11 protein-coding genes are annotated in these 12559 nt (G+C 67.4%); 6 read left to right on the top strand and 5 right to left on the bottom strand.

Annotation, left to right across the window (positions count from 1 at the left end; all coding sequences use genetic code 11):
- Positions 1-1208, bottom strand: a 1208-nt coding sequence (locus IPM80_23460; GenBank protein MBK8961304.1) for a PAS domain-containing protein, incomplete at its 3' end; no start/stop codon positions are given.
- Positions 1209-1578: 370 nt separating this feature from the next.
- On the opposite strand from IPM80_23460, the gene IPM80_23455 reads away from it, so the two are divergent.
- The 3 genes from IPM80_23455 to IPM80_23445 all read left to right on the top strand — a co-directional run bounded on the left by IPM80_23455 (position 1579) and on the right by IPM80_23445 (position 3255).
- On the top strand, positions 1579-2208 hold the full coding sequence (locus tag IPM80_23455) for an adenylate/guanylate cyclase domain-containing protein (GenBank protein MBK8961303.1): 630 nt from the start codon (positions 1579-1581) through the stop codon (positions 2206-2208).
- A 71-nt stretch (positions 2209-2279) separates the two neighbouring features.
- Positions 2280-2771 carry a thioesterase family protein gene (locus IPM80_23450; GenBank protein MBK8961302.1) on the top strand — a complete coding sequence of 164 codons (492 nt, stop codon included), beginning with the start codon at positions 2280-2282 and terminating at the stop codon, positions 2769-2771.
- Positions 2772-2808: 37 nt separating this feature from the next.
- The gene (locus IPM80_23445; GenBank protein ID MBK8961301.1) at positions 2809-3255 is read left to right on the top strand and encodes a DUF2834 domain-containing protein; all 447 of its coding nucleotides are present in this window, start codon (positions 2809-2811) and stop codon (positions 3253-3255) included.
- Positions 3256-3266: 11 nt separating this feature from the next.
- Here the strand turns inward: IPM80_23445 and IPM80_23440 are convergent, their stop codons facing one another.
- Both IPM80_23440 and trxC read right to left on the bottom strand, forming a co-directional pair.
- Positions 3267-4118, bottom strand: coding sequence for a pirin family protein (locus tag IPM80_23440; protein ID MBK8961300.1), 852 nt, complete (start codon positions 4116-4118; stop codon positions 3267-3269).
- A 198-nt stretch (positions 4119-4316) separates the two neighbouring features.
- The gene (gene trxC / locus IPM80_23435; protein ID MBK8961299.1) at positions 4317-4772 is read right to left on the bottom strand and encodes a thioredoxin TrxC; all 456 of its coding nucleotides are present in this window, start codon (positions 4770-4772) and stop codon (positions 4317-4319) included.
- A gap of 194 nt (positions 4773-4966) precedes the next feature.
- On the opposite strand from trxC, the gene chrA reads away from it, so the two are divergent.
- The 3 genes from chrA (at position 4967) to ilvB (ending at position 10593) form a co-directional block, all read left to right on the top strand.
- On the top strand, positions 4967-6337 hold the full coding sequence (chrA, locus tag IPM80_23430) for a chromate efflux transporter (protein MBK8961298.1): 1371 nt from the start codon (positions 4967-4969) through the stop codon (positions 6335-6337).
- A 67-nt stretch (positions 6338-6404) separates the two neighbouring features.
- Positions 6405-8726, top strand: coding sequence for an acyl-CoA dehydrogenase (locus IPM80_23425; GenBank protein ID MBK8961297.1), 2322 nt, complete (start codon positions 6405-6407; stop codon positions 8724-8726).
- 34 nt (positions 8727-8760) lie between these two features.
- Positions 8761-10593 (top strand): biosynthetic-type acetolactate synthase large subunit, encoded by a 1833-nt coding sequence (ilvB, locus tag IPM80_23420; GenBank protein ID MBK8961296.1) that lies wholly within the window; start codon positions 8761-8763, stop codon positions 10591-10593.
- Positions 10594-10689: 96 nt separating this feature from the next.
- On the opposite strand, the gene IPM80_23415 is transcribed toward ilvB, so the two are convergent.
- On the bottom strand, positions 10690-11667 hold the full coding sequence (locus IPM80_23415; GenBank protein ID MBK8961295.1) for an MBL fold metallo-hydrolase: 978 nt from the start codon (positions 11665-11667) through the stop codon (positions 10690-10692).
- A gap of 127 nt (positions 11668-11794) precedes the next feature.
- Positions 11795-12544, bottom strand: coding sequence for a thioredoxin family protein (locus IPM80_23410; GenBank protein MBK8961294.1), 750 nt, complete (start codon positions 12542-12544; stop codon positions 11795-11797).
- Positions 12545-12559: the final 15 nt, after the last annotated feature.

The following is a 12559-nucleotide window of genomic DNA, read 5'->3' as shown; positions in this document are numbered from 1 at the left end:
CTGGTCTCGCGCAGGTCGCTTTCGATGGCTTTGCGCTCGGTGATGTCGAAGATGTGGCCGTGCCACAGCACCGTGCCATCGGGCATGCGCTGGGGCAGGGCGTGGCCTTCCACCCAGCGCTGCGCGCCATCGGCATCGAGCATGCGGAATTCCTCGTGCCACGGCGACAAGGCCGCCGCCGACGCTTCGCTCGACGCCAGGAAACGTTCGCGCTCGTCGCGATGAATGTGTCGCAAGAAGCTCACAGCGTCGGCGCGCGCGCTTTCCGCGTCCAGGCCGCACAGCCCACGAATACCTTCACTGACGTAGGTCAAGGTGTATTGACCGTCGGGCTTGCGCTGCAGCTGGTAGACCATGCCGGGCACGAGATTGGCGATGCCCAGCAGCCGTTCCTCGCTCAGGCGCCGCTCGCTCACGTCCCAGGTCACGCCGATCAGGCGCCGCGGTTGGCCGTGGACATCGCGCTGCAGGCGGCCCTTGGATTCCAGCCAGCGATGCACACCGCCTGCTCCGACGATGCGGTACTTGGGGCCGTATTCGTCGTTACGGGCCAGCGTGCTGGCCAAGGCTGCTTCCAGCACGGCATGGTCGTCCGGATGGACGACGGTCAGGAAGTCGGCGAACTGCCAATCGGTGCGGCCGCGCTCGAGGCCGAAGAACGCACCGTAATTGGCCGACGTGCGCACGGCGCCGGTCACGAGATCGCGATCCCAGAACACCACGTTGATCGATTCCATGGCGATATCGAGCCACGCGCTGTTGTCTTCGAGCTGTTCGTTCAGCACCGCGACGTCGGTCACATCCATGACCAGGCCGAAGCGATAGCGCTTGCCGTGGTCACGGATCTCGCCGTAGCGCGCCTCGATGTTGCGAAGCGCGCCGTCGGGTCGACGGATGCGGTAGCGGATGGCACGCGAGGCAAGATGCGCTCCACCCTCGCAAAGCCTGATTTCGTCGAGGTAGTCGGCGCGGTCCTCCGCGACGATGCGCGCCACGAAATCGGCGAACGGCCAAGGACCCTCGCGGTCCTCGAAGCCGAAAATTTCTGCGCACGACGGCGAGCCGCTCACCAGGCCCGAATCGACATCGCGCTCGAACCAACCCATGCGCGAGCCGGCGAGCGCCACTTCCAGGCGTTTCTCGATGCTGGCGAGGACAGTCGTCGGACCGTCGGGGTCAAGTACTTGCACGTTGCGAGAGTGGCTCATCGGCAATCTCCTGAGCACGGGGGGTCCGTCCGGCACTACTCTCGCGCTGCGAGGGCGCGGACAGGGGCGGGCGCGGTGGACCGTTCAAACTGGCGCCGCGGACACGCGGCGGGCCCCCGACTGGGGCAAAGGCATGCGGTGAAGGGCAGGTCGAAGGCGCGACCACCATGGCGTGGGGTGGAGGGCCGGTCCGGGGCATAATGCCACACGGCGCGTGCCGTATATCGGCCAGCGGCGCTGAAACTTGCATGGCGCCGACGATGGCGCGCGCCCGCGCCCGGGATTGGAGGGCGGGCACATGCTTCGCCATGGGCATGGAGCCGTGCTCGCCGTACCGATAGTCTGACTGCATTGCCACACGGGAACCGTCATGCCGCTGTTCGACCGCATTGAATCCCACGCTTCCCAGGACCGTCTCGAACGGCTGATCGAAGACAGGCTGGCGCCGGGCGCCGACACCGCGGCCATCGATGCGGTGATCTGGAAGCTGTTCGGCGAGCGCTGGGCGGTGATGTTCACCGACCTCATCGGCTTCTCGCGCCATGTCGCCGAGTTCGGCATCGTGCAGTTCCTGCAGACCATCCATATTTCCCATCGCCTGCTGGTGCCGTGCCTGGAACGCGGCGCGGGCATCCTGCTCAAGACCGAAGGCGACAGCATGCTGGTCATCTTCCGCAGCCCCGGCGATGCCTTGCACGCCGCCATCGACATGCAGCGCTGCCTGTCGGCCTACAACGCCGTGCGGCCGCGCGCCGAGCACGTGCTGCTGGGCGTCGGGGTGGGCTATGGCGACGTGCTGCGCATCGGCGATGCCGACGTGTTCGGCGCCGAGGTCAATGCCGCCGCCAAGCTCGGCGAAGACACTGCCGTGGCCGGCGAGATCCTGTTGACCGCCGCCGTGCACGAGGCGGTGGCGGCGGACGGTCACGATGGCTTCGAGGCGCTCGAAGTCGCGCCGCCCGGTACGCACGCGGCCTATCGCCTGCGCTATCGCGTCTAGCCGTCGCGCTGGACCCCCCGCGCCGCGCTCGGGCAGAATGCCGCGCTGCGACGAACCTCGAAGGGCAGGGCATGACGCTTCCGGAAAATGGCTTGTGCGAACACCGCGTGACGGTCGGCCGTGACTGGCTCGATTACAACGAGCACATGAACGTCGCTTATTACCTGAAGGCCTTCGATGATGCCGGCGAAGGTTTGACCCTGGTCATCGGCATGGGCGCTGATTACACGCGACGCACGAATAATTCCTGGGTCGCGCTCGAATCCCACATCACGTTCCAGAACGAAGCGCTGCTGGGCGACGAACTGCGCATCGAATCACGCGTGCTCGATTTCGACGACAAGAAGATGCATCTCTACCAGGAGATGTATCGCGGCGACGAATTGCTCGCCACCCACGAGCAACTGGGCCTGCACTTCGACACCGTCGCGCGCCGCGCCAGCGCTTTCACGCCGAGCGTGCGCGCAGCCCTAGAACAATTGCATGAAGCGCAGCGCCAACTGGCGCGACCGGTGGCCGTCGGGCGCTCCATCGGCATCAGGCGCAACAAGCCGGCGGCCTGAACGCCGGCCCGTACCGTATCCGGTCCCGGAGATTGCGATGCGACTGAACACCCACGCGCGACAGGCCGGCTGGCTGCTGCTGGCCGTGGTCGCGCTGCTCGGCACCTGGTCGCAGATCCTGGACTATCTCGAGCTGTCGTTCCTCGACGCGCAGCGCCAGTTCTGGCGCGACACCTTGCTGCATCCCGCCAGCCGTTTCGCCACCATCGATTTGATCTTCGTGTGTATCGCCGCGAGCGCGTGGATGCTGGCCGAAGCGCGCCGCCTGCGTATCGGCATGGTGTGGGGCTACGTGGTGTTCGGCTGCCTGGTCGCGTTCAGTGCGGCCTTGCCCTTGTTCATGTTCGCGCGCGAACGCGCCCTGGCGCGGCGCTGGGAAGACGAACGTTCGCTGGCGACGGGCGACCAGTTGGGCGTGCTGCTGTTGGTCGCGTTCGGCTTAGGCTACCTGTGGATGGCGACGCGCGCCGCCTTTCCCGGCTGAGCGCGCGCCGCTCAGAAGCGGCCGTTGCGCAAATCGTCGACCGCCTGCATCAACTCTTCGCGCGTGTTCATCACGAACGGGCCGTAGCGGGCCACCGGTTCGTTGAAGGGCTTGCCCGCCACCACGATCACTTTCGCGCCCTCGTCGCCGGCGGTGAGCGCGACCGTCGGCCCGGCCGACAGCACCGCCAGGCGCCGATGTCCGACCAGCGTCGGGTCGGCATCGCCGACCGTCACCGCGCCCTGGTAGCAATACACGAAGGCATTGTGCGTGCCGGGCAAGGCCACCGTTTCGCGCGCGCCGGCGCCGAACTCGATGTCGACATACACCGGTTCGGCCTCGATGCCCGCCACCGGCCCTTGCGCGCCGTGAAACGCGCCGGCGATGACTTTCATGCGATTGCCGGCGGGCGTGATGACGACCGGAATGTCGGACGGCGCAATGTCCTGGTAGCGCGGCGCCATCATCTTCGAGCGCGCCGGCAGGTTGACCCACAGCTGGAAGCCCCACATGAGGCCGTTCTCCTGCTCCGGCATTTCCGAATGCAGGATGCCGCGCCCGGCCGTCATCCACTGCACGCTGCCGGCCTGCAGCAGGCCGCTGTTGCCCTGGTTGTCGCCGTGGCGCATGCGGCCCGCCAGCATGTAGGTGACGGTCTCGAAGCCGCGATGGGGATGGTCCGGGAAGCCGCCGATGTAGTCGTCCGGATCGTCCGACACGAATTCGTCCAGCAGCAGGAAGGGATCGAGCTCCGGCAGCGTCTGGCCACCGATGACGCGAAACAGGCGTACGCCCGCGCCGTCGGAAGTGGCCTGGCCCTGCACGATGCGGGTGACGCTGCGCTCGGTGTGAGTGGGGTTCATGGGCGGGCCTGGTGGGGGGGGTGGGGCACGATACGAGCCAGGAACGCCGGAATCCCGCTCAAATTGTGGGTCAGACTTCAGTCTGATGCCCGGCAGCGGGCTTCGGTCCGTATTCGGCGCGATGTCAGACTGAAGTCTGACCCACAAAGGGTGGCAATGCCACCAATCTAAAGGGTGGCAATGCCACCAATCTCCAGCTCATGCATGGCCGCTCTCGATGTCGACATGCGGCGCGACGAAGGCCATGAGGCGCGCCAGGTCGACGGCGCCCGACTGGCGCGCCACTTCGAAGCCATCGCGAAACACCACCAGCGTCGGGATGCTGCGAATGTTGTGCTGATGGGCGGTGCGCGGCGCGGCCTCGGTATCGACCTTGGCCAGGATCACGCGTGGCGCAAGGCGCTGCGCGGCCTGCGCGAACACCGGCGCCATCATCTTGCACGGCCCGCACCAGGCGGCCCAGAAATCGACCACCACCGGCAGCTCGCTGCGGCCGACGTAGCGCTCGAAGTTGCGATCGTCGAGCACGATGGGCGCGGTGCTGAGCAGGGCCTGCTTGCAGCTCCCGCAGCGCGGCTGGTCGCCGAGGCGGGCGCTGGGTATGCGGTTCAATTGCGCGCAGTGGGCGCACACCAGGATGACGGCTTCGTTCATGGCGCCTAGATGGCGGCGCCGCGCGGCATTTCAAGCGCGATAGGCGCGCCGCGCGAACTTCGCTAGGATCGCGGCCGCCGCGGTGCAGGCCGCGCGATGGCTCGCCAGCCTTTGCGCCGCATTCTGTAGGTGCGAATTCATTCGCACATTCGACACCGGGATGAGGGTGTTCGACGAGGTGAGTGAATGTGCGAATGAATTCGCACCCGCAGGAACGCGCGGACGTGCCGGGCGACAGACAAACCGCGCCGCGCGCGCCGAGCTTCGGCGAGGCGCTGCGCTATTGGCTGCGCCTGGGCCTGATCAGCTTCGGCGGGCCGGCCGGGCAGATCGCCATCATGCACCAGGAGCTGGTCGAGCGACGCCGCTGGATCTCCGAGCGCCGTTTCCTCCACGCACTCAACTACTGCATGCTGCTGCCCGGGCCCGAAGCCCAGCAGCTCGCCACCTATATCGGCTGGCTGTTGCATCGCACGGCGGGCGGCATCGCGGCCGGCGTGCTGTTCGTGCTGCCGTCATTGCTGCTGTTGATCCTGTTGTCGTGGCTGTACGTCAGCTACGGTCAGCTGCCGCTGCTGGCGGCGCTCTTCTACGGCTTGAAGCCGGCGGTCACCGCCATCGTGCTGCAGGCCGCCCATCGGATCGGCACGCGCGCGCTCGCCAATCGCTGGCTGTGGGGGCTGGCGGCGCTGTCCTTCATCGCCATCACGGTGTTGCACGTGCCGTTTCCGTACATCGTGCTGACGGCGGCGCTGCTCGGCGCCGCCGGCGGCCGCTGGTGGCCGGCCTTGTTCGCGGGCGGTGCGCGGCATGCCGCGCAACAGGCCAGCTACGGCGCGGCGCTCATCGACGATCACACGCCGCGTCCGGCCCATGCGCATTTCCGTTGGTCGCGCCTGGTTGCCGTGGCGCTGCTCGGCGTGCTGCTGTGGGCGGCGCCGATGGCGGCGCTGCACCTGCTGCGCGGCGCCGACGACACCCTCACGCACATGGGCTGGTTCTTCACCAAGGCCGCGCTGCTGACCTTCGGCGGCGCCTACGCGGTGCTGCCCTATGTCTACCAGGGCGCGGTGACGCATTACGGCTGGCTGACGCCGGCGCAGATGATCGATGGCCTGGCGCTGGGCGAGACCACGCCCGGGCCGCTGATCATGGTGGTGGCCTTCGTGGCCTTCCTCGGCGGCCACGGCGCGAGCCTGCCGGCCGGCGTCGCACCGCTCACCAATGCCGTGCTGGCGGCGCTGCTGGTCACCTGGTTCACGTTCCTGCCGTCGTTCCTGTTCATCCTGGCCGGCGCGCCGCTGGTCGAATCGACGCGCGACGCCCTGCATTTCACCGCGCCGCTGACCGCCATCACGGCGGCGGTGGTCGGCGTGGTCGCCAGTCTCGCGGTATTCTTCGCCCACCACACGTTTTGGCCGGCGGGCCTGGACCAGGCGCCGGACTGGCCGTCGCTGGCGGTGGCGGTGGCGGCGTTCGCCGCCTTGTTCCATTGGCGCATCGGGATGGTGCGCGTATTGGCGAGCTGCGCGTTCGCCGGCATCGTCATCAAATTCCTGTTTTGACCGCGGCTGCATCCGCACGCGCATCGCCACGATGCCGCGGGCGCCGCCCAACCCGGAGCATTCCAGCGTGAACCAGCCCGCTTCCCCCCAAGCCCACGACGACACCGACCAGGACGTGGCGCAACTCATGGCCGACAGCGCCGCCGATTTCTGCGCGCGCGCCTTGCCGCGTTCGCGCCTGCGCGCGCTGCGCGGCGCCAGCCCGGCCTTCGATCGCGCGCACTGGCAGGCCATGGCCGAGCTCGGCTGGACAGGCCTCGTGGTGCCGGACTATTGCGGTGGCCTCGGCGCGCCGGTCGCGGCAATGCTGGCCGTGAGTCGTCAGCTCGGCGCGGTGGCCGCGCCCGAGCCGCTGCTCGAGAGCGCGGTCGCCGCCGCCGCCCTGCTCGGCGAGATGGCGCCCGACGATGTGCTGCTGCCGGCGCTGCTGTCCGGCCACCAGGTGTTGGTGGCGGCCCTCGATGAGCGCGGCGGTGAGCTGTTCGCGCGGCTCGAGGTACGCGCCGGCCGGCATGCCCATGTTCTCAGCGGCACCTGGCCCCAGCTGCCGCTGGGGCGCGATGCCGACGGCTGGCTGTTGCCCGCCATGCTGGGCGGCAAGCCGGCCTGGTTTCACGTCGCGTGCGGTGCGCCCGGCGCCGAGCTCGAGGATCTGCCGCTCGCCGATGGCAGCCGCGACGCACGCCTGGTGCTCCGCGAGTGCCCGGCGCGCCTGCTCGGCAGCGACGAGGTGGCGCGCGATGCCGCGAACTACGCGCGCGTGACGGTGGAGCTTGCCTCCAGCGCCTACCTCTTGGGGCTTGCCCATGCGCTGTTCGACATCACGCGGGAATATCTCGGCACGCGCCAGCAGTTCGGCGTGCGCATCGGCAGCTTCCAGGTCTTGCAGCACCGCATGGTCGACATGTACCTGCAGCTGCGCCTCGGCGACGCGGTGGTGGCGGAGGGCGCGGCGCTGGTCGAACAGGGCGGCGCGGTCGCCGCGCGCGCTGCCAGTCGCGCCCGTCACCGCGCCTGCCACGCGGCGCTGCTCATCGCCCGCGAAGCGGTGCAGCTGCATGGCGGTATCGGCTATACCGACGACTGCGATGTCGGCCTGTATCTCAATCGCGCGCTGGTGCTGGCGGCGCGTTACGGCAATGCCGCCGAGCACCGTGCGCTGCTGGCCGCGCAGCGCGGCGCGCTCGTTGCCGAGTCCGCCAAGGCGGTGACGGTCGATATCGATGCCGCCGCGCCCGACGGCGACTGGAACAGTCTCAGTGACGACGCCTTCCGCGCCACCGTGCGCGGTTGGTTCGAGACCAACTACCCGGCGGCCCTGCGCAATCCCTCGGTACGCCTGCGCTGGGCGCAATGCCGCGACTGGTACGCCGCCCTGTATACGCGCGGCTGGGCCGCGCCCGCCTGGCCGACCGCGCACGGCGGCATGGGGCTCAACGCCGACAAGCTCATGATCTTCACCGAGGAGAAAGAGCGCTGGGGCGTGGCACGCACGCCGGACCAGGGCATCATCATGATCGGCCCGGTACTGATGCGTTACGGCACTTCCGAACAGCAGGCTTATTACCTGCCGCGCGCCTTGTCCGGCGAGCACATCTGGTGCCAGGGCTATTCCGAACCCAACGCCGGTTCCGATCTCGCCTCGCTGCGCACCCGTGCCATTCGCGATGGCGACGAATACGTGATCACCGGGCAGAAGATCTGGACCACGCTCGCCCAGGACGCGACGCACATGTTCTGCCTGGTGCGCACCGACGTCGACGCCAAGCCGCAGGCCGGCATCAGCTTCGTGCTGATCGACCTGTCGGTGCCGGGCATCACCATCCGCCCGATCCGCAACATCGCCGGCGACGAGGAATTCTGCGAAGTGTTCCTGGACGGCGTGCGCATTCCGGTCAGCGCGCTGGTCGGGCGCGAGAACGACGGCTGGACCATCGCCAAGGCGCTGCTCGGTTTCGAGCGCATCTTCGTCGGCAGCCCCAAGACCTGCCAGTACGCGCTCAATCGCCTCGACGCGCTGGCCACCGCGCGCGGCCTGTATGCCAACCCGGTGTTCGTCGACAGGCTCACCGCCTACGCGCTCGACGTCGCCGATCTGGAGTCGCTGTACAAGGAATTCGCCGCCATCATCAAGCGCGGAGATACCTTGGGCGCCGACGTCTCGCTGCTCAAGATCTTCGCCAGTGAATCGTTCTCGCGCTTGAGCGAATTCATCCTCGAATGCGGCGGCGCGGCCGGCGCCTGCGTCGGGGAAGCGCGCTTCGGCGAGGCTGGCGTCGACGTGCTGAGTCCTTACTACAATGCGCGGCCGACGCCGATCTACGGCGGCAGCAACGAGATCCAACGCAACATCATCGCCAAGCAGGTCCTGGACTTGCCGTCGCGTTGAAATCGAACAGCGCGCCCAGGCGCCGAGAGCCCGCATGAAAAAAGATCACGAGCAATTGCCCACCGACAACGTTACCTACGGCGATCTGCCGAGCGTCACCGGCGGACCATTGTCGGCCATCCGGCCCGAAGATCGCGCCGCCGCCCGGCGTGGCGCGCAGATCCTCGCCGCCGCGCTCAAGGCCGAGGGCGTCGATTGCCTGTTCGGCTACCCGGGCGGCGCCAACGTCGAGATCTTCGACGTGCTCGACGAGTTCGACATCCGTTGCTACCGCACCGAGCACGAGCAGGGCGCGGTGCATGCCGCGCAGGGCTTCGCGCGCGCCACCGGCCGCATCGGCGTATGCCTGGCAACCTCGGGCCCGGGCGCCTGCAACCTCGTCACCGGTCTCGCCGATGCCAACAGCGATTCGACGCCGGTGGTCGCCATCACCGGCAACGTGCCCAGCCACCTGCTCGGCAAGAACGCCTTCCAGGAAGCGGACATCTGCGCCATCACGCGGCCCATCACCAAGGCCAGCCTGCAGGTCGAGCGCGTGGTCGACATTCCGCAGGTGGTGCGCAACGGCTTTGCCTTGGCCGGCGGCAATCGCCCCGGCCCGGTGCTGCTGGACCTGCCCAAGGACATACAGCAGCACGTACCGCGCGACCCCGAAGGGCGTTACGTGGCGCCGCGCATACCGGCCGTTATCGATGCGCCCGAAACGCCGCTGGGCGGCATCGCCGAACCCGTGCTCAAGCAGTGCGTACGCATGATTGCCGAAGCCGAACGCCCGGTGATCTATGCCGGCGGCGGCGTCATCAGCAGCGGCACCGAGGCCGAACTGGTGGCGCTGGCGGAAAAACTCGGCTGCCCGCTCACCACCACCATCATGGGCCTGGGTGCGGTGCCGGCCGGCCATCCGCTGTGGCTGCACGTGCTCGGCATGCACGGCAGCTACGCCGCCAACGTCGCCGTCAACGAAGCCGATCTCGTGATCGCGCTCGGCGTGCGCTTCGACGATCGCGTGACCGGCAACGTCGCCGAGTTCATCAAGCACGGTCAGATCATCCACATCGACATCGACCGCAACGAGATCAACAAGAACAAGGTCGTGACCTTGGGCGTGAGCGCCGATCTGCGTATTGCCATGGCGCAGCTGCTGGCGGCGGTCCAGCCCGCCCGATGCGACGCCTGGCGCAGCTACCTGGACGAGCTGAAGAGCCGGCATCCGCTGGTGGCGCGCCATCAGGACACGCTGACCGGGCCGGCGGCCATTGCGCTGCTGTCGGACATGACCGGCGGCGAGGCCTTGGTCACGGTCGGCGTCGGCCAGCACCAGATGTGGGCCATGCAGCACTACGCGGTCAAGCGCACGCGTTCGTTCCTGTCGAGCTCAGGCTTCGGCACCATGGGTTATGGCCTGCCGGCCGCCATCGGCGCCAAGGTCGGCGCGCCCGGGCGCATGGTCATCGACATCGACGGCGACGGCTCACTCAACATGAGCATCCACGAGCTGTCGACCCTGCATCGTTATGGCCTCGGCGTGAAAGTGGTGTGCATCAACAACCAGTGGCTGGGCATGGTGCGCCAGTGGCAGGACATGATCTACGGCGGCCATCGCGCCGAATCGTCATTGGCCGATCCGATGAGCGTAAAGCGCAGCGACGACACCGACATCTATCCCGATTTCGTGACCATCGCCGCCGGCTACCGCGTCAAGGCCGAACGCGTGCGCACACGCGCCGAACTGGCGGCCGCCTATGCGCGCATGCTCGAAGATCCCAATGAGCCGTACCTGGTCGACGTGATCGTCGACCAGGAACAGAACGTCTACCCGATGATCCCGGCCGGCGGTACCTACAAGGACATCATCCTGGAACCGTAGGTGCGAATTCATTCGCACATTGCGCTTGTCAGGCTGAAGCCTGACCCACAAGGAAGCCACTGGCCAGCCAGGTCGAATGTGCGAATGAATTCGCACCTACAGCGTCAGGTGCCGCGTCTCACCGTGGCGCATGAGCCAGAAGTCGTCGTCCGTCAGATTCGCAGCGGCCAGCGCACGCCGCAGCCGCTGCGGCGGCTCGTCCAGCGGCTCATCGGTCAATACGAAAGTGCCCCAGTGCATGGCGACCGAATGGCGGGCATGCAGATCGTGGTGGATCTGCACGGCCTCGTCGGGGTCGGTGTGCATGACCTGCATGAACCAGCGCGGCGCGTAGGCGCCAATCGGCAAGGCCGCGAGATCGACCGCGCCGAGGCGCGCGTGGATGTCCTTGAAGTCCGGTGAATAGCCGGTGTCGCCGGCGAAGAAGAAGCTGAAGGACGGGTGATCGAGGCGCCAGCCGCCCCACAGTGAGCGGTCGCGGTCCCAGGTGCCGCGCGCGCTCCAGTGCTGCACCGGCGTGAAGGTCAGCGTCACGCCGGCGTGCGAAAAGATCTGCCACCAGTCGAGTTCGGTGACGCTGTTCAAGCCGCGCCGTTTGAACCACTCGGCAAGCTTCAAGGGCACCATGTAACGTGGCGGTCCGCCGGCCTGGCGCGCGAGGCGCGTAACCGTGGCCTCGTCGAGATGATCGTAGTGATTGTGCGAAATGAGTGCGAGGTCGATGTGCGGCAGCGCTTCGACTTCGATGGCCGGCGGCATCCAGCGTTTCGGTCCCATTCGCTTGAACGGCGAGGCGCGCGGCGACAGATGCGGATCGGTGATGACGTTGAGCCCGCCTATCTGCAGCAGGAACGTCGAGTGACCGAGCCAGGTCAGGGTCGGCACGTCGCGATTGGCGCGCAGCCATGCGCTGTTCGGCACGTCGTGCGGAAACTGCCAGCCACCCGGCGGCGGCTTCGGCACGCCGTCTCGCCAGCGCTCGCGTTGCCAGGCCCAGAAGCTGCCGCGCTTCCAGCCTTCGGGATAGTTGTTGCGGAACCCGGTATCGGTGTGATGAAAGGGGCGCTCGGTCATGGCCGCATCATACGCCGACAATCGCCAGAAGCTTCTTGTGGGTCAGCCTTCAGGCTGACAAGCAAAATCAAACCGAGGTCGGCCTCGACTCGAATGTCAGACTGAAGTCTGACCCACAGAAGATCGCCTAGCGCACCATGCTGAAATCAGCCGGCGGGTAGTAGGGCGTGTCGCCGAGCGCATCGACCGCTGCCCAGAACTCCGGGCCTGAATTCAACTGGCCGACCTTGTCGGGGTCGAGCATGTTGGACTGGCGACGGTAGTTCCAACTGTCGGGACACAGGCGCACGGCTTCCTTGAAGTGATGCTTGGCACGTTCGAGCTGGCCGTGGGTGTAGAGATGACGGCCGAGCTTGACGTGGGTCGCCGCCAGCACGTCTTCCTCCTTGGGCCCGCGCATGCGCTTGCGCACTTCCTCGGGTGACAGCACGTAGCGACTCTTGGCGCCGTTACGCGCCCAGTCACGCACCGCGTCGACATAGGCATTGCGTATGCTCATGCCCTCGGCCGCCGCGGCGTCCGGGATCTCGAAGGTTTCGCGGTTCATGTGCCTGACCATGTCGGCGCTGCCGGCCGATTCGGCGGGGCGCACGATATGCCCGTTCTCATCGATCCACACGCCCTGCGGCACGTTGACCATGCCATACAACTCGGCGACCACGTGCGCTTCATCGATGAGGCAGGTATAGGTCGGCGGTGCCTGGCGCGCCCACAGATCCTCGGACCAACCCATCAAACGCGCGAGCATGGCCGGGCGTTCCTTGCAATCGACGGCGCGGATGCCGGCTTCGACGGCGGCCTTGCCGGCGGTATCGAAGGCGACGGCGATGATCTCGAAATTCAAACCCTTCAGCTCTTCGTACACTGCCTGCCACACGGACAGGTCAAACGA

It is taken from the genome of Pseudomonadota bacterium (assembly GCA_016719885.1).
Lineage (GTDB): Bacteria > Pseudomonadota > Gammaproteobacteria.
The sequence above is the reverse complement of the archived record's forward strand: the minus strand, read 5'-3'. Positions and strand labels throughout refer to the sequence as shown.